The following is a 23,283-nucleotide window of genomic DNA, read 5'->3' on the forward strand; positions in this document are numbered from 1 at the left end:
CAGATACTTGCAGTAGCCAGACGACTTAGCCGCCGCCCGCCTGCCGGGGCCGGCCCGTGACGATCCGGCTCTAGTTACGATCGTGCCGTCGCCATAGCTCGGGAAGTGGAGCGCATTGACACGCCCCGATCGCCTGGCCCGGGCCTCGTCGGCCCCGGCTCTGGACTACGACTAAAGTCTAGATTAAATTATAGAACTGCGGTCCATATTATGGGACGCTCGACGCTGCCAAGTGTGGTTGCGCTCGTTCGGCGCCGGCCGAGCAAAACTCGAACCGTTATATCGGTCGGCATACAGGCATAGCCAGTTCCCTATAAGGAAAAACATATGGCGATCGATGAACGCGAACTCGGCCGCACGCGCGGTTACGACAGCAGCGACGACGCTCCGCCGGGCAGCCGCCTGGAGCGCATCGCTTTGGCAGTCACGACCTGGACAGAGCGCTGGTTCCCCGATGCCTATGTGATCGCATTGCTGGCACTGGTGATCGTCTCCGGTGCCGCTCTGCTGATCGGCGCACGGCCGACCGATATCGTTTCGGCCGTCGGTGACAACTACTGGAACCTGACTCGTTTCACCTACCAGATGGCCATGGTGATCCTGACCGGCTTCGCACTTGCGGCCGCCCCGCCGATCCGTCGGATGATCGAAGCCCTGGCTGCCGTGCCTCGCAGCGGACCGGGCGCGATCGCGTTCATTGCTCTGATGAGCATGATCGCTGGGCTGCTGAACTGGGGCTTTGGCATGATGTTCAGCGCATTTCTGGTCATGGCGCTCGCTGCGCGCCCCAGCCTGAACATGGATCTGCGTGCGGCCGCAGCAGCGGGTCTGCTGGGTACCGGCAGCACGAACATGGTCGGGCTGTCCTCCACCGCTGCCCTACTGCATGCCACACCGGCCAGCGTGCCCCCAGAGCTGCTCGCGATCTCCGGCTATATTCCGCTGACCGAGACCGTCTTCCTCTGGCAGAACGCCGTGCTGATCGCTGCCATGGCCACGGTCGGCCTGTTCGTGGCCTATTGCACCGCCCCGCGCGGGGCAGCGGTACACACCGCCGAGAGCATGGGGATCAATGCCGCGGCCCTGTTCGCCGACAGCGATGCCGACGACCAGGCATCGGCTGAACGCCGACCGGGGGATTTTCTGTCAGACCACCCGGCGCTGGCCTTGATCACCGGCGCGGTCATGGCGTGCTGGATCTCCATGCAGATATGGGACAACGGGTTTGCGGCCACCATCTCCAATCTGAACAACTACATCTTCATCACGCTGACCCTCGCCATACTGCTGAACTTTCGTATACGCCGATTTCTCAAGGCAGTCGCCGAAGCCGTGCCCTCGATCGGGGCGGTACTGATCCAGTTTCCGATCTATGCGGCGGTCGCGGCCGTGCTGATGACCGCCGAGAATCCGGCCGGCCAGACCGTGGCCGATTATCTGGGCGACATGTTCGCCAGCCTGGCGAGCCCACAGCTGCTGCCGCCGGTGGTCGCGATCTATTCCTACGTCGTTGGCGTATTCATCCCCTCGGCCGGGGCGAAATGGGTGCTGGAGGCACCTTATATTCTTCAGGCCGGCAACGAGTTGCACAGCCATCTGGGCTGGCTGATCAATATCTATGGGGCGGCCGAGTCGGTCGCGAACCTGCTCAACCCGTTCTGGATGCTGCCGATCCTCGGTCTGCTGTCTCTTCAGGCGCGAAGCGTGGTGGGATTCACCTTCATCTACTTCGTGTTTCTCGCACCGACCGTGCTGATTGTCGGCTGGCTACTCGGCTATACCCTGCCCTATCACCCGCCGGTCATGCCGTAACAGCGACCCGGCCCGCGCGCCGGTCGTGCCCGCTTCGCCAAGCGGTCGTGATCGGTGCGCGGTCTAGAGATCGTTTTCGAGATCGACGAGCGTATCGACGATCGCCGCGAAGGCCTCGGCGGTACGGGTTTCGTCGTGCTGGTCACGGATGACCTGTCGAAACCATTTCGCCAACGTCTTCTGTCGGGCGGTGGGCATATCCCGCGCGATGCTGTGCTCGGGCTCGGCGAGCGCGTCGAGCTCGCCGTCCCCGCGGCGCGCATGGGCCCTCGACAGAATCTGGCGATAACGGATGAGAATGGAATCCAGCAGCACCCAGGCGAAATTGGGGTTGCGCGGCGGGCCGAGCGTGATCTGACGGCCACCCAACGCGCCCAGCGGTCCCAGGTCCGCCTTGAGCGTGGGCAGGGCATCGCCCTTGAAGAAAGCCAGCGCGCCGCCGCCGATACCGCCGATGATCGCTCCGAGTCCCATGGAATGGCCGAACGTGGCGGCATCGATGCTCAGACCGGCGGTTGCGCCGGCCGCTGCACTGGCGACCGTGAGTTGCTGGCGGTTCAATCCCAGCCGGCGCCAGGTCTCGTCGCTGGTCAGATCCAGATCGTCGCCGAACCCGTCGCGCGGCTTGGCCCGGACCGCCGTATGCCGATAGATGGCCAGCAGCGCATCGGCTGTTTCGCGCTCGAGCACGCTCATGCGCTCGAAGTAGCGCGCGGCCGCCGTCTTTTCGGCCTCGCGCCTTGCCGTGGCCGGCGCCGGGCCATCTTCGTCATAGGTCCGCCGTTCTCTGAGCCGCAGCGCGTCTTGCAGGAACGACTGGATATGTTCGGCGGCGGTCTCCCGGCGCTGGGCCCATTCGGCATCCAGTAGCGCCAGGGTCGCATCCAGATGATCGCGGTCGCGCTCGTCGATCTGGTTGAGCGCGGCCAGCAGCTCCCGCCGTGCGGTAAACCGAGCCTGATGGGCATCGAAGCCGCGCACGAGATTGAACGCCTGCCCCAGATGCGCACGCCAGTCGGCTTCGAAGGCGCCTTCGGACGCGCCGCGTCGATTGAGCACCGCCAGCCGAGCCCGTCCGGAAAACCGAAGAATCTCGATTTCGGCCAGGAAGCTGTCCTGGACAGGTACACCCGGGTCGACGACATACAGGATGCCGGCCCCTTCAAGCAGCGGTTCCAGCAGGCGGCACTCGTCCTGGAACTCCCCGCCGCTGCGATAGCGCTCGACGAAACGGCGCAGCACATCGAGCCCGGGCGTGGTCTGGTCATTGCCATGCAGCCCGCGGATGGCACGCAGGGCATCCACCGGTCGCTGAAAGCCAGGGGTATCGATGAACCGCAATCGTTCCACGCCGTCGAGCACCAGCGACAGCCGCTGGCACCGGGTGGTCTCGCCCGGCTCGGGCGAGATGCGGATGATGCGGTCGTCGTCCTCTTCGAGCAGCGTGGCCAGCACCGCCGACTTGCCCATATTGACCTTGCCCACGACGGCGAAACAGGGCACCTCGTCAGTCACCCACTGGCCGGGTGTTGGTTCGACCGGATTCATGTCAGGCTCCCGGGTCAAACGCGGCCACCTCGGTGGCCGGATCGCGCAGGCCATCCACGAAACGGGTCCAGCGGGCCATATGCTCGTCCGCCGGCGCGCTCCAGCGGCCCTCGCCCTGCCCGATCACCACCCAGGTCACCGGTGTATCCGCGCCGGCGGCGTTTCGCACCCGTGCCTGCAGCGCCGCCGCCTGACGCGGCGACAGACTCCAGTCTGCCACCGCGAGCAGGACATGAGCCGGGGCGTCGGCCAGCGCCGAATCGGCCGCAGCCTGCTCGGCCTCGTCGAGCACGTCGATACGGTGCACCGCCTGAGGATTCAATCGCAGCGCTCGCAGACAGAACCCGCGCAGTTCGTCGCCGCTCACCCCGTTGCCACCGACATCGAGCACCAGCGCACCATCGGCTGCCGCGGCTGCGACCGCACCGCGTTCGACTGCGGTCAGCCCACGCCACAACGCCCGGTGCCGCGGAGCCTGAAAATCCAGCCTGGCCAGCGCTCGGTGTTCGCGCCAACCGAAGTAGCCGATCAGCAGCAGGCGCGGGAGCACGCCCCAGACCAACAGCGACATCAACAGAAAACGCCACCAAGCGCCGGCACTGGCCGGCGTGTCGGGCACGCGCTTGACCCCGTCGACGAAACGCGCACGGCTGGATTCGATAGCCGCAGTGCTCGGCACCGCAGCCGGCCAGGCCCATTGCCAGGGGGTGGCAATGGCCTGGACCGATGACTGCATCAGTCCGCCCGTCTCGGGCGTGGCTTCCCAGTAGAAACGCACATCGAAGATCATCAGACAGCCGATGAAGGCCGCGACCAGGCCGACGCTGAAACCCAGCCCGCCACGCTGGAGCGTGCCGCCCAGGGCCGCCGCCAGCGCTCGTCTGGGCTGTCGGCCTTCGAGCAGACGTTCGCGCCAGTCCGCGGCAACGCCATCTGGCTCGGCTCCGGTCACACCCGCGCCCAGACGCAGACCAAGATCCAACAGCCGCTCGAGGGCCTGGCCGCTACCCTGCCCTGCGATGCGCACGATCGCCCAGAGCACGAACACCGCCCACGGCACGATCAACGTCAGCGCGAAGAACACGATGACGTGCACGCTTTGCGATACACCGGCACACAGGCCCGCGACGAGAATGAATCCGGCGAGGGCCATGCCCAGCGACAGACCCAGCTCGGCCACGCTGCGCCCGCGGCGCCACAGACGCCCCGGCACGGGCGGCGTGTGCTGGGCGCGCATGGCCAACCACAATCGCAGGCCGCGTCGCCGCCGCGCGATCTCGCTGCCGGCGCCGAGTTGCGGACGGATATCCCGGGCGAAATAGAGCCGATCACCGGCGATATCGTCTTCGGACATGCCAGCGAGCAGCGCCTCGAAATCGATCAGGTCGGCCAGCGTCCAGCCGACAGGCGTTCGTCGGACAGCGTTCATGTGCCTGGGAGAACCTCAGATTGAGTAATGACAGGCGCACCCGAGGTCGATACACGTGGCCGCCAGGAAAACGCGAGCGTAGCGTGCTCATGACAGGCTAGCGAACGCGCGTGGCGCCCCGAGCCGCGCAAAGCCGCGGTTTTCCTCGCGATTCGAGAGCAATCCGGCGTCCCAGTCGAGCCGTGAGGATCCCGTGAGCGCGTCGCGATCGAACCACGCCGGCCCCACGGCGCGATCGCACCCGCTCGCCGCGGCGCTAGTGCTCCAGCACGAAGAAGATGACTTCGCGGAACACCAGTGCCGCCGTGGCGCACACGATCAGGCTCGCCGCGGCCAATCCGACGAACCACAGCAGACGGCGCGCGCTGTCCCCCAGGCGCATCCGGTTGCGGCGCTTGCCGTGTTCGACGTTAGCCTGGCGCGGCATCAGTGGTAACCCATGTCACGGGTGACCTTGCCGCGGAAGATCCAGTACGACCAGCCGGTATAGAACAGGATGAACGGCAGCAGAAAACCCAGTCCGACGATCAGAAACCCCTGGGTCTCCGGCGGCGAGGCCGCGTTCCAGATAGTCAGATGCGGCGGGATGATATGCGGCCAGAAACTCGCGGCCAGACCGGCATAGCCGACCACGAACATCGCCAGCGACAACAGAAACGGCAGATGCTCGTGGCGATGAGCCACACTCCAGTACAGCCCGTAGGAGACCGCGATCGCGGCCAGCGGGAAGGGCACCATCAACAGCGCGTGCGGAAAACCGAACCAGCGCTCGGCATAGTTGCCGTCGAGAAACGGCACATACAGGCTGACCAGCGCCATGAACACGATCACCGATGTCAGCAGCATGCGGCTCCAGCCGTAGGCCTTGGCCTGCAACACGCCGGAGGTCTTCATCACCACCCAGGTCGCGCCCAGCAGCGCGTAGCCGGCCACCAGCGCACAGCCGGTGAGCAGCGTGAAGGCCGACAGCCAGTCGAAGGCACCCCCCACATACTGTGCGCCCTCAGCGTCGATGCCCTGCACGATCGCGCCCAACGTCACGCCCTGGCAGAAGGTCGCCACGATCGAACCCAGGTTGAACGCCATGTTCCAGCCCAGCGGGCGATTGGCCTTGAACCGGAATTCGAAGGCGACACCGCGAAATATCAGCGCGATCAGCATCAGCGACAGCGGTAGATAAAGCGCCGGCAACAGCACCGTGTAGGCCGGCGGAAAGGCGGCCAGCAGACCGACACCGCCCAGCACCAGCCAGGTCTCGTTACCGTCCCAGATAGGGGCGACCGAGTTCATCATGATGTCGCGTTCGTGTTCGCCGTGAGCAAAGCCCGACAGGATGCCGATGCCCAGCACGAAGCCGTCGAGCAACACATACATGATCACGCCGAAGCCGATGATGCCGAACCACACCAGCGGCAGCAGTTCCATCGTGGTCATGAGCGTTCCCCTACGGATTCGTTCGGATACGACAACGGCCGGGCCGGCGTGGCATAGGGATCCGGCTTGGGATCGACCGGCGGCCGCTCCGGCCCGGTGCGCACCACGCGCAGGATGTAGTACAACCCGGCGCCGAAGACGATGCCGTAGACGACCACGAATGTGACCAGCGTGGCGAGCACACTCGGCGCGCCGACCGGCGAGACGGAGTCCGATGTGCGCAACAGGCCATAGACGGTATAAGGCTGGCGGCCGATCTCGGTGGTGATCCAGCCGGCGAGCACGGCGATGAAACCCGATGGCGTCATTGCGACCAGATAACGGTGATACCAGGGCGTATCGAACAACCGGCGCCGCCAGGCCAGCCACAGCCCGCTCATGCCGGCGATCAGCATGAGAATCCCCAGCCCCACCATGATCCGGAACGAAAAGAAGATCGGCGCGACCGGCGGTCGCTCGCTGCGCGGGAAATCCTTGAGTCCGACCAGTTCGCCGTTCCATTCGTGGGTAAGGATCAGACTGGCCAGATTCGGGATCGCGATCTCGAAATGATTGGTTTCAGCTGCGCTATCGGGCCAGGCGAAAAGGGCCAGAGCCGCACCCCGCTCGGTGTCCCAGTGGGCTTCCATGGCCGCGATCTTGGCGGGCTGGTATTCCAGCGTCTTCAGGCCGTGGAAGTCGCCGGCCACGATCTGCAGCGGCGTGACGATGGACACGAAACCGACGCCCATCATGAGCATCACCCGCGCGGACTCGTGGGCGGTGTCGCGCAGGCGATACCACGCCCCGACGCCCAGGATCACGAAGGCGGTGGTCAGGTAGGCCGCCAGCACCATGTGCACCAGCCGATAGGGGAACGACGGGTTGAATACGATCTTGAACCAGTCGACCGGATAGAAGATGCCGTCGCGCAGCTCGAAGCCGTCGGGCGTATGCATCCAGGAGTTGGCGGACAAAATCCAGAACGCCGACAGCATGGTGCCGATGGCGACCATGGCGGTGGCGAAGAAATGCAGCCTCGGACCCACCTTGTTCCAGCCGAACAGCATGATGCCGAGGAAGGTCGCCTCCAGGAAGAACGCGGTCAGCACTTCGTATGAGAACAACGGTCCGAGCACCGGCGCGGTGGCCTCGGCGAACACCGACCAGTTCGTGCCGAACTGAAAACTCATCACGATGCCCGACACCACGCCCATGCCGAAGGACACGGCGAAGATCTTCACCCAGAACTGGTACAGCCGACGGAATACATCTCTCGATGTCGCCAGATACAGTCCTTCACACATGGCCAGCCAGCTGGCCAGGCCGATCGTGAATGCCGGGAACAGGATATGAAAGGAAACAACGAACGCGAACTGGATTCGCGACAGGATTTCCGGATCCAATGACATCGACGATACTCCGGGTGGTTTCCCTGGCGTGGCGGGGCCAGCTCGAGGCGAGCTCGAACCGGTCGCGACGGCCTCCAGCAATATACTACGAAAGTCGTATAACGATAGAGGCACGATGTCGCACCCGGAGACCGGGTACGCGTGCGCTAATCTTCGCACCCGGACCCCGGTACAAGCGAATCTGGCTGGCAGGCGAAACGATTGTCCAGCGACAGCCATCGGCCCGAGGCTTGAGAGTCGCAGCGAAAGCCCCGATCATAGAGCCATGACCTCGACCGCTGCCGTTACCGATACGCGCGCACGCGCTCTGCGGGATCTGCGGATTTCGCTGACCGACCGCTGCAACTTTCGCTGCACCTACTGCATGCCGCGGCATCTGTTCGGGTCCGAGCACCTGTTCCTGCCGCGCGCCGAATTGCTGGACTTCGACGAGATCGAGCGGCTGTCCCGCCTGGCCGCGGGTCTGGGTGTGACCAAGCTCCGGCTGACCGGCGGCGAACCGTTGTTGCGCCGGGACCTGGACGTACTGGTCGCCCGGCTGGCCGCGATCGAGGGTATCGAGGATATCTGCCTGACCACCAACGGCTCTTTGCTCACCGAACAGCGCGCCCGCGAACTCAGGGCCGCCGGTATCAATCGCGTGACGCTCAGCCTGGATGCGATCGACGACGAGCTGTTCAAGTCGATCAACGACGTGGGCTATCCGGCCTCCAAAGTGCTTGCGGCCGTCGACAATGCGCGTGCCGCCGGGCTCGGGCCGGTCAAGGTCAACTGCGTACTCCAGCGCGGCGTCAACGAACACCAGATCCTGCCGATGGCCGAACACTTTCGCCATACCGGCGTGGTCCTGCGTTTCATCGAGTTCATGGACGTGGGCACATCCAATGGTTGGCGCATGGAACAGGTCGTCACCGCCCGCGAAATCGTGGATACGATCCGTGCGGTACATCCGATCACGCGGGCGGCGGCGAATACACCGGGCGAAACAGCCAATCGTTGGCACTACGACGACGGCGCCGGCGAGATCGGCATCATTGCGTCGGTATCGCAGCCGTTCTGTGGCGGCTGCACGCGCGCCCGGCTGTCGGCAATCGGTGAGCTGTATACCTGTCTGTTCGGCGTTCACGGGCGCGATATCCGCGGCCCGATGCGCGCCGGTGCCACCGACGCGGAACTGACCGATCTGCTGGCCGGAATCTGGCGTGCGCGTGACGATCGCTACTCCGAGATCCGCGGCGAGCAGACGGCCAGCCGTCGCGGCAAGGATGCCGACGGCCGGGTCGAGATGTCATATATCGGCGGGTGATCGGCACGCCCGGCTGTTCCGTGCGCCTGCCCCCTGCAACCCGTTCGCACATGCAATGACCCCTGCCACCCGACTGCTGGATGCTCACCGGACGGAATACCGCCTGCACACCTACGAGCCGTCCACAGCGCACAGTGATTATGGTATCGACGCCTCCAACCAGCTGGGCGTCGCCGCGGCGCGGGTATTCAAGACGCTCGTGGTCGAACTCGACAGCCACGAACTCGTGGTGGCGGCCGTGCCGGTGGCTGCGCGCCTGGATATGAAGCGTCTGGCTGCAGCCGCCGGTGCAAAGAAGGCCTTCATGGCCGACCGGGTACGCGTGGAAAAGACCACCGGCTACGTCCTCGGCGGCGTCAGCCCACTCGGCCAGAAGAAGCCGCTACGCAGTTTCATCGATGTGTCCGCAGGCGATTTCCCGACGATCTACGTCAGCGGCGGCAGGCGCGGTCTGGAGATCGAGATCGACGCATGTCTACTTGGCGACCTCCTCGAAGCGCGCTTCTGTGTCCTGGCACGCTAGCCATTTCCACCTGTCGGCGGCCGAGCCGGCTCGACCCTACCGTGGTCTTTCATCCGTTTCCACAGCCCGCGGGCGGTCATAACCAGACGCTCGTCGACGCTCACCGTGGCCTCGACGAATACCAGCGACCGCGTCAACCGAATCAGCGTCGCTCGCGCCTGCAGGAACTCGCCGATCTCGGCAGCCGAGACGAAGTGGGTATCGAGCTGCACGGTGGCCACCGGCCCGCCGTCGATCGCCAGCCGCGCCCGGCGTCCCATGGCCCGGTCGGCGAGCGTGACCAGCATCCCGCCCTGGACCACGCCACGCGTGTTGCGATGCTTGGCCTCGGTGGCCACGCCGAGAACGAGCGCATCGCCGTCGCGTCTTTCGAGGACCGGCCCCACAAGCGCGAGAAATCCTTCATCGGCGTGGGTCGCCCATTCGGACGAAACCGGGTATTCACTGCTCATCAGAGGGTCATCCTTTAGCGCGGCCATGCCGCCTCGTGTCCTGTGTCGTAGTCGAGTCGCTCATCGTCGCGCAGAACCCGTTCCGGGCTCGACGATCGCCCTGCCGTCTGGCCCACAACCCGGCGAACTCCGGTCGGGACCGCCGATCGAAGCCCGAACCCAGCCGCTTTGAAACCATTGCCCATGCGAAGTGGGCCGGCCAGGCTAACGGTGACGCCGGCACGAAGCATATACCGACGACCCGTTGCTTGGCCGGGCGAACAGCCACGCGTGCGTTGGGCCAGGTCCGCCGGCGTCATCTCATTGCGAGCCCGCCGCATTGCCCCCCGGGCCCACAAACCGCCGTATCGGCGCTGCGTAACGACGGCGATCGCCTGGATTGCATAGCCGAATCGACCGATGGTCTCGTCGTGTGACCCGCCGGGTCCCGCCCGTTTAACGATCGTGGTGCCGTCGATCGGGCTCGGCGCGGATTCATGATCCGCGTGCAGGATACAACGGCCCGAGGCTCAGGGCGCTGCGTCGAGTGCCTCGATGGCCTGATCCAGGCTCTGCGCACGGCGCTGGATGTCCGACCAGGGACATTCGCGCTGCCCCAGCCGCCGGAAGATATTGCCGATATGAAACCGCTGCGCATGCAGCCGGCGATCACCCAGTTCGCCCCAGGCAAGCGGGGTGGCGATCGGCGCGCCCGGCTTCGGCCGTACCGAATACGGCGCTACACCCGTCTGGGCATAGGCATTGCGGCCGATATCCAGATACAGCCGGTCGCCGCGTCGGGCCTTGGCATGGGCGGTGGTCAACGTATCCGGCGCATCCGCAACGAGCGATTCGGCGACACGCGCGGCAAAGGCGCGGACCCGATCGAAATCGGCCCTCCGATCCAACGGCACGCTCACGTGCAACCCCGACGAGCCGGTCGTCATCACGAACGACACGAGGCCGAGCGCCTTCAGCCTATCGCGTACCGCCCGCGCGGCCGATGCTACCGCGGCGAAGTCGTCGTCGGGCGGGTCGAGATCGAAGATCAGACGGTCCGGATGGTGCGGGCGGTCGTGACGCGACAACCACACATGAAAGGCAACCGCGCCCTGGCCGACGAAATATGCAAGTGCGCTTGCGTTGTCGATCAGCGGCTGGGTGATATGCCCGTCTTCCTTGGACACCGTGACCGAATCGATCCAGTTCGGGTAATGGTCCGAGACGCTTTTCTGGATGAAATAAGTGCCGTCGATCCCGTCGGGAAACCGGTTGAGGGTGATTGGGCGACCGGCCAGGTGTGGACACATGACCGGCGCGATACGGCGGTAGTACGCCGCCAGATCGCCTTTGGTCAGCCCCGTATCCGGAAAGAAAATCTTGTCGGCGTTGGCGATCCGGTCGGTCATCGTCCGGCTACCGAGCGCGCGGCGACGGCGCCGTGGCGTCGCCAACGGCCATGAAACGCCCGAGCGCGGGGCACGAGCGGCGCTACATTCGACGTGGCGGGCCGCCGCGCGCGTCTTCCCGTTCGTGGCCGAGCCGAACCCCGGCGTGACACCGCGCGGTGGTGATATTGCTCAGGCATGATCGTCATCCGCGCGCTGGATATCGGCCATGCTGCGGCCGGTCAGTGCCGACCGGTTTTCGGTACGGACCGGCTTACGGCGGGCATCCGCCTCGGCATCATCGGTCTTGATCAGCAACCACTGCCGTGTGCGGCCCTCGGTGCGGAAATGCGTCAGCGCATAGCCGCCGCGGATCTTGTCGCCGTGGAGCAGCACATGCAGGTGCCCGTCGGCCCAGCACTCGGCCAACGACCGCTCGCTGTCGCCGGCTGCGCGATCGTAGGCGCCGATGTCCCAGACCATCACCGTTCCGCTGCCGTACTGCCCTGCCGGGATGACGCCTTCGAAGTCGGCATAACCCAGCGCATGATCGCCGGTTTCGATAGCAAGCCGTTTATCCCGTGGATCGGTCGACGGGCCCTTGGGCACGGCCCAGGATTTGAGCACGCCGTCGATCTCGAGCCGGAAATCATAGTGCACCGTCGAGGCACGGTGTTTCTGGATCACGAAGATCGGCCGATGCGCGGCCCGGCCACACGGTGGCGAACCGATACGAGCGGTCTGCTTGTCGCGATAACCTTTGAGCGGATCGGCGGTCATACCCGACACCCATACAATCCGGTGACAACCTATTCAACGCCGTCGGGCGTTGAGGTGCCATCCGCACAAATGCCGAGCAGTGCTGTCGTCATCCGCTGCGGATGCTTAGACTTCACCGGCCTCTATTCCACCAGGACCACGAAACATGGACCACGCCCCATTCATCCAGGCTGCCCTGGCCGAAGCACGTGCCGGCTACGACGAAGGAGGCGTGCCGATCGGCTGCGTATTGGTCAGGGACGGAGATATCGTCGGCGCCGGCCACAACCGCCGCGTCCAGCGCGACAGTGCGATCCTGCACGGCGAGATGGACGCATTCGAATCGACCGGGCGGCGCCCCGGCGCCTGGTACAAGGACGTCACCCTCTACACGACGCTGTCGCCGTGTGCGATGTGCAGCGGCGCGATTCTGCTCTACGGCATTCGGCACGTGGTCGTCGGCGAAAACCAGACGTTCATGGGCGAGGAAGCCCACCTGCGCGATCGCGGCGTGACAGTCACCGTGCTCGACGACACCGACTGTCGCCGGTTGATGACGGAGTTCATCGCCGCCCAACCCGAGCTCTGGAACGAGGACATCGGCAAATAGCAATTGGCTGCGCGGACCGTCCCGGGCGACGTCAGGCCAGGCGCAGACCGAGTCCGCCAGCCGTTCGATCTGTCGGTGTGCTGACAAGCGAGACCGCCCGGCCGTTCCCGGCCGGGCGGTCTCACCGCTTGGCGTGATCAAACAACTCCGGGTCGCGTACGCGCGGCGACGCAGGGCCCACCGGCGCCAAGGCGCCCATGGCCCAACCGCGTTGCCTGCCGATCAGAACGAAGCCCACTCACCCTCGTCGGCCACGTTCATGGCCACGCTCGCCCGCGACGATGGCGCCGGCCTTGATACCGGTACAGCCCCGGCTTTATCAGCCGAGCGTTCCGAGGACGGAGCCGGCAGGCGGCTGTCCCGGTCGGCTTCGTCGGTCTCGGTTTCTGCAGCCGTTTCGGCGTCGATCGCCTGCAAGCGCTCCGCCTTGAAGAACGCCACCTGGGCCCGAAGCGCATTGGCCTGTTCTTCCAGCGATCGGCTGGCGGCCGCGGATTCCTCGACCAGCGACGCGTTCTGCTGAGTCATGCTGTCCATCTCCGAGACCGCCAGATTCACCTGTTCGATACCGCTGGACTGCTCCTTGCTGGCTGCGGCGATCTCGGCCACGAGATCGCTGACCTTGTTGATGTTCTCGACGATCTCGTCAAGCGTCTTGCCCGACTGCGAGACCTGCGCCGAGCCATCCCGCACCTTGGCGGCACTGTCTTCGACCAGCCCCTTGATGTCCTTGGCCGCCGCCGCACTCCGGCTGGCCAGGTTACGCACTTCCGAGGCGACCACCGCGAACCCGCGGCCTTGCTCGCCGGCACGTGCGGCCTCGACCGAAGCGTTCAAGGCCAGCAGGTTGGTCTGGAAGGCGATATCGTCGATCAGGCTGATGATATCGACGATCCGGCGACTGGCCTCTTCGATTTTCTGCATGGATTCGACGGCGCGGCCGACCACCTCCCCGCCTTCGTGGGCCTGGGCCCGGACCCCGCGCGCCAGCTGATCGGCTTGTGCAGCGTTGTCGGCGTTCTGCTTGACCGTCGAGGTCATCTGCTCCATCGAAGCCGCCGTCTGTTCGAGGTTGGCGGCCTGCTGCTGGGTACGGCTGCTGAGTTCGTCGTTGCCCGAGGCGATCTGACTGGTCCCCGTACTGACTGCTTCAGAGCCGGCGCGCACTTTCTGTACCATTTCAGCCAGACGGGCCTGCATCGCGCCCAGAGCGTTGAGCACGACGCCGAACTCATCCCCGCGATCGGTGCGCACGTCGTTGTCGAGATGGCCGTCGGCGATGGATTCGGCCAGATGGCGCGCGCCGAGCAACGGCCGAGTGATCATGCGGGTGAGCAGCCAGGTGATGACCAGCGTCAGCAATACGGCCGCGATGATCGCGGCCACGATGAGCATCTGATCACGCTGGCCGATCTGGGCCGTGTTGTTGTAGAAGCCTTCTGCGCGTTCGACCTGGTAGTCCTCCAGGTTGTTCAACTGGCCGCGCAGCGCATCGAAACTGGCCTGAACATTGTCCGTATAGAACACGCTGGCAGCATAGGTGCCGCCGCTGTTGAGCTCGGCCACGAATGCGTCGAGCCGCTCGGTGACGGCCTGATATTCGGCCCAGACCTTGTCTGCGGCGGTGCGCTCTTCTGCCGAGGTCAGCTTGTCCGGATAGTAGGCCGCCCAGCGCTGTCCGATTTCGCGACGTTCGGCCTGCATGGCCTCGACGAACGCCTGGATGCCGGCCGAAGACTGCCCCAGCATCTCCTCGGTGATGTCGCTGCGCAGCCCTGCGATCAGGCTGTCGACCTTGGCGATATCGCGCAGGCCGCTGAGATTCTTGTTGTACATGACATCGACGGTCTGGTTACTGTGATCCAGCGCATACAACGCATAGCCGCCCAGTCCGCACAGAAGGGCCAGAATCAGCCCGAATCCGAGGCCGAGCTTGGCCTTCACACTTTTATTGATATTCAGCATCGAGGGTTTTCCAGGTATTGAGCCAGCGGTCGATCGTCAACACCGTCGATGTGCGTGAAATGCCCGCGATCACTACCCGGCATACCGGGTCCGCTCGGCGCCGGGTCGGCGTCAGTCGTTCCCACAGCATCCAGCAACGGTGGTGTTGCGCCGACTATCGGCCGCCGTCGGATGGACTTTAAGACCCGCGGCGATTCGCTCCGAGCGCGGGTTCGCAGCGGCGCGTGTCGGCCCCATCAGCCCTCGGGCGGGCGCGACCGCGGCCCGGCTCAGGCGGTGGCGGCCAGCGTGGCGCGCAGCCGGGACACGGCCTGGCTGTGCAGCTGACATACGCGGGACTCTCCGACCCCGAGTACCGCCCCGACCTCTTTCAGGTTGAGGTCTTCCTGGTAATACAGCGCGAGCAGCAGCTTTTCGCGCTCGGGCAATTCTTCGATGGCCGCGGCCAGTGCCTCTCGTTCGCCGAAGGCCAGCAGGGCCTCCACGGGGCCGGCGGTCATGGTCACCTCGTCCGATACCACCGTGGCACTGGTCTCATCGGTGCCGTTTTCCTCGTAGGCTTCGATAAATCCGTTGTTCACGTCGTAGAGCAGTCGGTGATATTCGTCCAGCGGTATATCGAGCTCGCCGGCGATCTCTCTTTCGCTCGGGGCTCGGCCGAGACGGTGCTGGAGACGCTGGATCGCACGGTTGAGCTCACGGCTGGCGCGGCGCACGCTGCGCGGCAGCCAGTCGCGGCTGCGTAACTCGTCGATCATCGCCCCACGCACCCGCTGCGATGCATAGGTCGAGAACAAGGCCCCCTGGCCGGCGTCGAATCGATCCAGCGCATCGAGCAGGCCCACGATGCCGGCCTGAATGAGATCGTCCAGATCCACGCTCGACGGCAGACGCACCCGCAGCGCAAGCGCTTGGCGCCGCACCATGGGCAGGTACTGCTCTATGACCTGCGATCGATCGATCGTTCCCTGCGCCGTGTACATGCAGTCGTCCTTCGAAAACCCGGGGCATGCCTCGCCCCAACCGGCCTGACCCAGGGCCTGCCGCGTATCGACCCGTCGATTATTGGCGCCCGGCGGGCCAGGCCATGCCGCGAACAGGCCCGGGTTTCGGCGGCTGCTCGCCGGATTGCACGCGAACACGGGAGAAAATCCGGCCGCGACCGGACGATTAAAGAAGCGGGCGACGGTGACGATAGAACCGCCAGCGGCGGCCATGACCCGTCGCAACAAGGCGACACCGCCAACGCTTTCATACCTAACCAGGGGACTCGATCATGTCTTTCACCATCAACACAAACACGCTGTCGCTGGTTGCCCAGAACAACCTCAGCCAATCCCAGAAATCCCTCAACAGCGCCATCGAGCGACTGTCGTCGGGCAGCCAGATCAACAGCGCCAAGGACGATGCCGCTGGCCAGGCCATCGCCAACCGCATGACCTCCCAGATCAAGGGTCTCGAACAGGCTTCGTCGAACGCCAACGACGGCATCTCGCTGGCCCAGACCACCGAAGGCGCGCTCGATCAGGTCAACGACAACCTCCAGCGCGTGCGCGAGCTGACCGTACAGGCTGCCAACGGCACCAACTCCGCATCGGACCTGGAGTCCATCCAGAACGAAATCGATCAGCGTCTGGGCGAGATCAACCGTATATCCGAGCAGACGTCGTTTAACGGCACCAACGTTCTCGACGGCTCCAAGACCGAGATCAAGATCCAGGTCGGCGACAAGGACGACCAGACCATCTCGATCAATCTGTCGAAGATGGACTCCTCCACGCTGGGTCTAGATCGATTCAACGTGAACGGCGGCGGCAAGGCCGTCACCGTGGACACGAGCGCTCTGACCGCCGACGACGGTGGCGCTGGCACCGATGCCGACCCCAATGTCACCGAGCAGCTTGTCTCGTATCAGGACGACGCCGGCACCACGCAGTACGCGGTGAAGACGGTGACCACCAACGACACCGACGGAGCCGTCACCACTTTCACGGCGGCCACGATCGACCAGGATGGAACCGTTGCCGACACGGGTACGGACGTCACCGGCAAGGTCAGCGATGCGAAGGACGTCCAGAGTGATGCGACGGTTACCAGCACGGGCGTGACGCTCGACACCAGCGGCGTTGCAGCTGATTCCTCGGTCGTTTCCTATGAAGACGACAACGGCAACACCCAGTACGCTATCCAGTCGGGCACGGCGGGCGACTACAGCTATACCAAGGCCGACATCAGCGAAGACGGCGTAGTCAGCGACAGCGGTCGCAAGGTCGACGTCGGGGCCGGTGGCACCACCGCCGTGAACGACGGCGATTTCGCTACCAACGCCAAGACCAGCGATCCGCTGGCTGCACTCGACGCCGCTCTCAAGCAAGTCGACGATCTGCGTTCCGACCTCGGTGCGGTACAGAACCGGATGGACTCGGCCATCAGCAATATCAGCACCACCACCATCAACATCAGCTCGGCCCGTTCGCGTATCGAAGACACCGACTACGCCACCGAGGTCTCGAACATGTCCAAGGCCCAGATCCTGCAGCAGGCCGGCACCTCCGTGCTCGCTCAGGCCAACCAGACCGGCCAGGGCGTGCTTTCCCTGCTGGGCTAGAACCGGCCACCGCTTGAACGCGGAACCACAGGACGGGGGCGCTTCGGCGCCCCCTTCTTCGTTGTAGCGCATACGCACATGATGGCCTGTGCCAACGACCGAGAGCCGGCCGCGCGCAGGCGGACCCTCTGCCGTCGTGTCGCTGCGCCGGGGGCCGCCGACGGCTCGCCTGTGCAGCCGAGCCGACCTACCGGTTCGGCATGATCGCCTAGACCTGCATGTTCATGATGTCTTTGTAGGCGTTGACCACGCGGTTGCGGACCTGAACGCTCATTTCGAAGGCCACGCCGGCCTTTTCCATATCGACCATGACATCGTTGATACCGATGCCGGGCTCGCCCCGTTCGAAGGCGTGCCCCTGGGCGACGGCCGTCTGCTTGAGAGCATCGACCCGATCGATCGAATGCATCAGAGCAGCGGCGAAGCTGTCCGGTGCGTAACCAGCCTCGTGGGCGATCGGATCGCGGTTCGTAGTCGCCTGTGCCGCTGTAGCCTGCAGCTGCTGGACGACGTTCTGTAGTAATGGGCCGACAGCGCTCATGATCGTTCGACGACTCCCTAATGCATGACGAGCGAGCACGGCGAAGCAACGCCCGCCGCGTGGACGCCTGGCAGGGTAGCTCAGGTCCCGGATGGCCAAACAGCGCAAATGGCGCCCAAAAAGCGGGCTTTTCATGTCTTTGAAAAGACAGGGCTAGGCAATAATGGCCGCCGAGCCCGCTGGCGTGGTCAAGGGTGTCCGTCACGGACATCGACGGCCCCAGCCGGCATATCTTTGGATTGGGCCCCGTCGGCAAGACGGCCGGTCTTCACGGGGGGAATGAATGGCCAGCGCCGAATCGCCGCCGGGCGCGGCCGGGCAGGTCAAGCCCGGGCTGCTCGAACAGTTGCGCGCCAACCCGCGACTACCGCTGGTGGTCGGCGTGGCCGTCGCGATCACGGTGCTGGTCGGCGTGCTGCTGTGGAGCCGCGGGCCGAGCTACGGCGTACTCTATTCGGGCCTGTCCGATCGCGACGGCGGCGAGATCATCGCCGAACTCGACCAGATGCAGGTGCCTTATCGTTTTGCTGCCAACGGCAGCACCATTCTGGTGCCCCGCGACGCCATCGATAGCACCCGTTTGTCGCTGGCCGGCCAGGGCCTGCCCAAGGGCGCCGGCGTGGGCTTCGAACTGATGGATAACCAGTCGTTCGGCATCAGCCAGTTCGCCGAACACGTCAACTACAACCGCGCGCTGGAAGGCGAGCTGGCCCGCTCGATCGAGACCGTCAACGAAGTGGCCAGCGCGCGCGTGCACCTGGCCATTCCGGAATCGTCGGTGTTCGTGCGCGACCGCGACACGCCCACGGCTTCGGTGGTACTCGAGCTGTACGACGGCCGCAGCTTGAGCGAAGGCCAGGTCAGCGCGATCGCGCACCTGGTGTCCAGCAGCGTGACCCAACTGCCTGTCGATGCGGTGACCGTGGTCGACGCCGCCGGTCATCTGTTGTCGAACCAGGCAGGCGGGCCGGGGCGCAGCGCCAGCGCCCATCAGCTCGATTATGTCGCCCAGATCGAGTCGGCCTATCGTCAACGCATCCGCGATATCCTCGCGCCGATCGTGGGCGCGGACAACGTACGGGCCCAGGTGGTGGCCGACGTGGATTTCTCGGTAGGTGAACGCACCCAGGAAACCTATGCCCCGAACCGCAATCCCGACCGAGCGTCGGTCCGCAGCGAGCAACGCAGTCTGAACCTGGCCAACGGCGGCGCCGGCATCGGCGGCGTGCCGGGCGCGTTGAGCAACCGTCCGGCCCCGGACGAGCCATCGCCGATCAACGCGCCGGCCGAGTCGTCGGCCGAAGACAGCGGCGCGCTGCAGACCGCCGGTGCGACCGGGCTGGAGCGCGGCGGCAGCGACGATGGCACGACAGTCAGTGGCTCGACGATCAACTACGAACTTGATCGCACCATCGAGCACGTCAAACTCGAAACAGGCCGTATCCGCCGTCTGTCGGCCGCGGTGGTGATCAACCGGGCGGCGATGGCAGTCCTCACGCCGCCGGCAAGCGATGACGACCCGGCCGCACCGGCCACGAAAACCGATACGCTTACACAAGCGGTCGATCCCCAGCGCATGCAGCAGATCCGTGATCTGGTGCGCAGCGCCATCGGTTATTCAGCCGACCGCGGCGATTCGCTGGAAGTCGTCGATACCCGTTTCACACAGGCCCCGGCCGCGGCCGAGCCGGCTGCAGCCCCCTGGTGGCAGCAGCCGGCGCTGCTCGCGCTGGTCGAGCAGATGCTCAAGTATCTGGTGCTCGTGGTGGTCGCGTGGATGCTCTGGCGCAAGCTCGTCAAGCCGCTGCTCGAACGCGCGACCGGCTCTGCTCCGGCGAGTACGGCGGCCGGCGTACCCGGCACGGCACCGGCCACGGCGGCCGAGCCGGGCGACGAGCAGGCCGGCGAGGCGCGCCTGCGTCAGCAGCGGCGCCAGCAGTACACCGCATTGCTCGACAATACACAGGAGGTCGCGCGCAACGATCCGCGGATGGTGGCGATGATCGTCAAGGGATGGATGACCAATGGCTAGGCCGCCATTCGATGAAGCCGGCATCGAGCGTAGCGCGATCCTGATGATGGCTCTGGACGAGGACACTGCCGCGGAGGTGTTCAAGCACCTGCCACCGCACAGCGCTCAGGAGCTTGGCCTGCGCATGGCCGGGCTGAGCCATATCTCCAACGAACGCATCGGCGCGGTCATGCGCGAGTTCAACGAAGAGCTCGACCAATACAGCGCCGTCAATCTGCACTCCAGCGACCATATCCGCTCGATTCTGATCAAGGCGATGGGCGAGGAACGCGCCTCGGGGCTGCTGGAAGATATCTTCGACACCGGTCAGGGCGCCGGCATCGACGCGCTGAACATGATGGAGGCGAATGTCGTTGCGGAAATGATTCGCGACGAACATCCGCAGATCATCGCCACCATCGTGGTGCATCTGGAGCGTGCCCAGGCCTCCGAAGTACTTGCCCACTTCAACGAGAGCCTGCGCAACGACGTCGTACTGCGGGTAGCCACCTTTTCCGGCGTACAGCCGGCGGCGCTGGCCGAACTCACCGAAGTACTATCGAGCCTGCTCGACGGCCAGAACCTCAAGCGCAGCAAGATGGGCGGCATCAATACGGCGGCAGAGATTCTCAACCTGATGAACTCGGCCCAGGAAGAGAGCGTGATCAACAGCGTGCGCATACACGATGAAGCGCTCGCCCAGAAGATCCTCGACGAGATGTTCGTCTTCGAGGATCTGGAGAGCGCCGACAATCGAACCATCCAGCGTCTGCTCCAGGACCTGGATACCAATACGCTGGCCGTTGCCTTGAAAGGCACCTCGGCTGGGTTGCAGCAGCGCTTTACCGACAACATGGCCAACCGCGCCGGCGAACTGCTGCGCGAAGACATGGAAATGCGCGGACCGTTGCGCTTGTCGCAGGTCGAGGCCGAGCGCAAGCGCATTCTGGATCAGGTACGACGCTTGGCCGACGCCGGCGAAATCACCTTGAGCAAGGACGACGACGAATATGTCTAGCGATGCGCAGGCGCCCTGGCAACGCTGGCAGATGGGCCGTCTGGAACGGCGTGTGGCCGAAAGCGGCCCGCGCCCGTCCGTTACACCGGTGCGTCGACGCGAAGACCAGATCAGCATGACGCTGTTCGAACTCGCCAAGGAGGAAGCCCGGCAGAAAGGCTTCGAGGCCGGCCACGCCGAAGGTCTTGCTGCCGGCTATACCGAGGGCGAGGCCAAGGTGCGCGCCGAACACGAGAGCGCTTTGGCCGCCGAGCTGGCCGCATGTCTGGCCCCGATCGGCGAATTGGCCGCGACTTTCAGACAGGCCGCCGACGCGCTCGAGGACCGGCTCGCCTACGATCTGGTGGAACTGGCCATCGAGACGGGTCGCCAGCTCGCCGGCCGGGCCCTGGAGATCAAGCCCGAACACATCCTCGACGATATCGAGGAACTCCTGGAAGGCCATGCCGGGCTCACCGGCGAGCCGACGCTGTTCGTCAACATCGAGGATCTGGCACTGATTCAGACGACGCTGTCGCAGGCATTGTCCGCCGCCGGCTGGCAGCTACGGGCCGATATCAATCTCGCCCGCGGCGACTGCCGGATCGAGACCGAACACAACGAGATCGACGCCAGCGCCGACGATCGCTGGCGTCGGCTGCTGCACGCGGTCGGCCACGGCGAGCACTGATGACCCCGTCCGAGCCCACCGCCGAGCAGCTGCTGGACTGCTGGCAGACCCACGTACGGCGAACCCGCGACCGGGTCGCGACGCTCAGCCGCACCCGTGAACGCGGCCGCCTGGTACGTGCCAGCGGACTGGTGCTCGAAGCGGTCGGTCTGCGCCTGGCGCTGGGCGCGCATTGCTGGATCGAGCAGGCCGAAGGCGGACGGCTGGCCGAAGCGGAAGTCGTGGGCTTCACCAGCGACCGATTGCTGCTGATGCCGTTCGTGGAAACCGCCGGGCTGGTACCAGGTGCGCGCGTATGGCCGGTACTCGCGCCGCCCGGCGCGCGGGCCGGCGCCGGAAAGCAGCTGCCGGTGGGCGATGCACTGCTGGGCCGGGTGGTCGACGCACGCGGGCGCGTACTCGACGATCGCGGACCGCTGGTCGAGCCCGACCATGCCTCGCTGGCCGGGCCCAGACTCAACCCGCTCAAGCGCGCGCCGATCAGCGATGTCCTGGACGTGGGCGTACGCGCGATCAACGCCCTGCTCACGGTGGGCCGCGGCCAGCGTCTGGGCCTGTTCGCCGGTTCCGGCGTCGGCAAGAGCGTGCTGTTGGGCATGATGGCGCGCTTCACCAGCGCCGATGTGATCGTGGTCGGGCTGATCGGCGAACGCGGGCGCGAGGTCAAGGACTTCATCGACAACATCCTCGGCGCCCAGGGTCTGGCCCGAGCCGTGGTTGTCGCGGCCCCCGCGGACACCTCGGCCCTGCTGCGCCTGCAGGGCGCCGACTATGCAACCCGGCTGGCCGAGGATTTCCGCGAGCGCGGCAGGCACGTGCTGCTGATCATGGATTCGCTGACCCGCTATGCCATGGCACAACGCGAAATCGCCCTTGCCGTGGGCGAGCCACCGGCCACCAAGGGCTACCCCCCTTCGGTGTTCGCCAAACTGCCGACTCTGGTCGAACGCGCCGGCAATGACTCGCCCGACAAGGGATCGATCACCGCCTTCTATACCGTGCTCACCGAAGGCGACGACCAGCAGGACCCGATCGCCGATTCGGCGCGGGCGATCCTGGACGGCCACTTCGTGCTGTCGCGGCGGCTCGCCGAGGCCGGCCACTACCCCGCGATCGATATCGAAGCCTCGATTAGTCGCGCAATGACGGCGCTTATCGACGAAACGCATTTCGCGGACGTGCAGTATTTTAAGCGCATGTTCTCCCGCTACGAACGCAACCGCGATCTGATCAACGTCGGCGCCTATGCCGCAGGTAGCGATCCGACGCTCGATCGTGCGATCTCACTGTACCCGCAGCTCGAGGCTTTCTTGCAGCAGCCCATGAACCAGCGCAGCGACTTCGTCGAGGCCAGCCGTGGGCTGGCCGAGCTGATCCCGCAGGAGGACTGATTCGATGCCCGCGGCCACCGCTCTGGATACCCTGCTGGAACTGGCGACCGATCAGCGCGATGCCGCGGCCGTCGCCCTGGGCAGGCTCTACAACGCACATCGACATTCACAACAGCAGCTTGATGCGTTGATCGCCTATCGCCAGGAATATCGGCAACGGCTGGAAGCTCATATGGCCGAAGGCCTGAGCATGGCCAGTCTGGACAACTACCGCCGTTTCTTGACTTCGCTCGATGGCGCGATCGCCCACCAGCGGCAGGCGCTGGCGCATAGCGAACAGCGTGTGGCCGGCGGCAAACACCAGTGGCAGGACCGCCAACGCCGCCTGCAATCCTACGACGTGCTGGCCACTCGCCGCCGCGACAGCGCGGTCCGCGCCGAAGCCAAGCGCGAACAGCAGACCACCGACGAATTCGCCAGCCGCCTCGGCGTGCGCGGCACACGCTAG

21 protein-coding genes are annotated in these 23,283 nt (G+C 65.3%); 10 read left to right on the forward strand and 11 right to left on the reverse strand.

Annotated features, from left to right (window positions below; genetic code table 11):
* The first annotated feature begins 327 nt into the window (after positions 1–327).
* On the forward strand, positions 328–1,812 hold the full coding sequence (locus T31B1_RS00505; protein ID WP_353247500.1) for a TIGR00366 family protein: 1,485 nt from the start codon (positions 328–330) through the stop codon (positions 1,810–1,812).
* A 63-nt stretch (positions 1,813–1,875) separates the two neighbouring features.
* On the opposite strand, the gene T31B1_RS00510 is transcribed toward T31B1_RS00505, so the two are convergent.
* The 5 genes from T31B1_RS00510 to T31B1_RS00530 form a co-directional block, all read right to left on the reverse strand.
* Entirely contained in the window at positions 1,876–3,360 is a 1,485-nt protein-coding gene (locus T31B1_RS00510) for a DUF3482 domain-containing protein (RefSeq protein WP_353247501.1), read from the reverse strand.
* Between the two features lies 1 nt (position 3,361).
* On the reverse strand, positions 3,362–4,789 hold the full coding sequence (locus T31B1_RS00515; protein ID WP_353247502.1) for a DUF2868 domain-containing protein: 1,428 nt from the start codon (positions 4,787–4,789) through the stop codon (positions 3,362–3,364).
* A gap of 256 nt (positions 4,790–5,045) precedes the next feature.
* Positions 5,046–5,216: a hypothetical protein gene (locus tag T31B1_RS00520; protein WP_353247503.1), complete on the reverse strand. Its 171-nt coding sequence runs from the start codon at positions 5,214–5,216 to the stop codon at positions 5,046–5,048.
* A complete protein-coding gene (gene cydB / locus T31B1_RS00525) occupies positions 5,216–6,223 on the reverse strand; it encodes a cytochrome d ubiquinol oxidase subunit II (RefSeq protein ID WP_353247504.1) in 1,008 nt (335 codons plus the stop codon). Before cydB ends, T31B1_RS00520 begins: the two co-directional genes overlap by 1 nt.
* On the reverse strand, positions 6,220–7,614 hold the full coding sequence (locus T31B1_RS00530; RefSeq protein WP_353247505.1) for a cytochrome ubiquinol oxidase subunit I: 1,395 nt from the start codon (positions 7,612–7,614) through the stop codon (positions 6,220–6,222). The genes cydB and T31B1_RS00530 overlap by 4 nt, the downstream gene beginning before the upstream one ends.
* Before the next feature lie 265 nt (positions 7,615–7,879).
* Here T31B1_RS00530 and moaA point away from each other — a divergent pair, with 265 nt between their 5' ends.
* Positions 7,880–8,920, forward strand: a complete 1,041-nt coding sequence (gene moaA / locus T31B1_RS00535) for a GTP 3',8-cyclase MoaA (protein ID WP_353247506.1) — start codon at positions 7,880–7,882, stop codon at positions 8,918–8,920.
* A 55-nt stretch (positions 8,921–8,975) separates the two neighbouring features.
* Positions 8,976–9,443 (forward strand): Cys-tRNA(Pro) deacylase, encoded by a 468-nt coding sequence (gene ybaK / locus T31B1_RS00540; protein WP_353247507.1) that lies wholly within the window; start codon positions 8,976–8,978, stop codon positions 9,441–9,443.
* On the opposite strand, the gene T31B1_RS00545 is transcribed toward ybaK, so the two are convergent.
* The 3 genes from T31B1_RS00545 to T31B1_RS00555 form a co-directional block, all read right to left on the reverse strand.
* Positions 9,440–9,895, reverse strand: a complete 456-nt coding sequence (locus T31B1_RS00545) for a PaaI family thioesterase (protein ID WP_353247508.1) — start codon at positions 9,893–9,895, stop codon at positions 9,440–9,442. The two genes, ybaK and T31B1_RS00545, sit on opposite strands and share 4 nt — an antisense overlap.
* Positions 9,896–10,404: 509 nt before the next feature.
* Positions 10,405–11,283, reverse strand: a complete 879-nt coding sequence (gene ligD, locus T31B1_RS00550) for a non-homologous end-joining DNA ligase (RefSeq protein ID WP_353247509.1) — start codon at positions 11,281–11,283, stop codon at positions 10,405–10,407.
* 171 nt (positions 11,284–11,454) lie between these two features.
* Positions 11,455–12,042 (reverse strand): DNA polymerase ligase N-terminal domain-containing protein, encoded by a 588-nt coding sequence (locus T31B1_RS00555; RefSeq protein WP_353247510.1) that lies wholly within the window; start codon positions 12,040–12,042, stop codon positions 11,455–11,457.
* Positions 12,043–12,187: 145 nt separating this feature from the next.
* Here T31B1_RS00555 and T31B1_RS00560 point away from each other — a divergent pair, with 145 nt between their 5' ends.
* Complete coding sequence (locus tag T31B1_RS00560) at positions 12,188–12,631, forward strand: nucleoside deaminase (protein ID WP_353247511.1); 444 nt, start codon at positions 12,188–12,190, stop codon at positions 12,629–12,631.
* A gap of 222 nt (positions 12,632–12,853) precedes the next feature.
* Here the strand turns inward: T31B1_RS00560 and T31B1_RS00565 are convergent, their stop codons facing one another.
* Complete coding sequence (locus tag T31B1_RS00565) at positions 12,854–14,596, reverse strand: methyl-accepting chemotaxis protein (RefSeq protein WP_353247512.1); 1,743 nt, start codon at positions 14,594–14,596, stop codon at positions 12,854–12,856.
* A 269-nt stretch (positions 14,597–14,865) separates the two neighbouring features.
* Positions 14,866–15,579, reverse strand: coding sequence for an RNA polymerase sigma factor FliA (locus T31B1_RS00570; RefSeq protein WP_353247513.1), 714 nt, complete (start codon positions 15,577–15,579; stop codon positions 14,866–14,868).
* Between the two features lie 293 nt (positions 15,580–15,872).
* Here T31B1_RS00570 and T31B1_RS00575 point away from each other — a divergent pair, with 293 nt between their 5' ends.
* A complete protein-coding gene (locus T31B1_RS00575; RefSeq protein ID WP_353247514.1) occupies positions 15,873–17,204 on the forward strand; it encodes a FliC/FljB family flagellin in 1,332 nt (443 codons plus the stop codon).
* A 208-nt stretch (positions 17,205–17,412) separates the two neighbouring features.
* Here T31B1_RS00575 and fliE read toward each other — a convergent pair whose 3' ends face one another.
* On the reverse strand, positions 17,413–17,745 hold the full coding sequence (gene fliE / locus T31B1_RS00580; RefSeq protein WP_353247515.1) for a flagellar hook-basal body complex protein FliE: 333 nt from the start codon (positions 17,743–17,745) through the stop codon (positions 17,413–17,415).
* 283 nt (positions 17,746–18,028) lie between these two features.
* Here fliE and fliF point away from each other — a divergent pair, with 283 nt between their 5' ends.
* The 5 genes from fliF to fliJ are packed head-to-tail and all read left to right on the forward strand — an operon-like array spanning position 18,029 to position 23,283.
* Complete coding sequence (gene fliF / locus T31B1_RS00585; RefSeq protein ID WP_353247516.1) at positions 18,029–19,777, forward strand: flagellar basal-body MS-ring/collar protein FliF; 1,749 nt, start codon at positions 18,029–18,031, stop codon at positions 19,775–19,777.
* Positions 19,770–20,774 (forward strand): flagellar motor switch protein FliG, encoded by a 1,005-nt coding sequence (gene fliG / locus T31B1_RS00590; protein WP_353247517.1) that lies wholly within the window; start codon positions 19,770–19,772, stop codon positions 20,772–20,774. Before fliF ends, fliG begins: the two co-directional genes overlap by 8 nt.
* Positions 20,767–21,444, forward strand: a complete 678-nt coding sequence (locus T31B1_RS00595; protein ID WP_353247518.1) for a flagellar assembly protein FliH — start codon at positions 20,767–20,769, stop codon at positions 21,442–21,444. Before fliG ends, T31B1_RS00595 begins: the two co-directional genes overlap by 8 nt.
* The gene (fliI, locus tag T31B1_RS00600) at positions 21,444–22,835 is read left to right on the forward strand and encodes a flagellar protein export ATPase FliI (protein WP_353247519.1); all 1,392 of its coding nucleotides are present in this window, start codon (positions 21,444–21,446) and stop codon (positions 22,833–22,835) included. The genes T31B1_RS00595 and fliI overlap by 1 nt, the downstream gene beginning before the upstream one ends.
* 4 nt (positions 22,836–22,839) lie before the next feature.
* Positions 22,840–23,283, forward strand: a complete 444-nt coding sequence (fliJ, locus tag T31B1_RS00605) for a flagellar export protein FliJ (protein WP_353247520.1) — start codon at positions 22,840–22,842, stop codon at positions 23,281–23,283.

It is taken from the genome of Salinisphaera sp. T31B1, from assembly GCF_040361275.1.
Taxonomy (GTDB): Bacteria; Pseudomonadota; Gammaproteobacteria; order Nevskiales; family Salinisphaeraceae; genus Salinisphaera.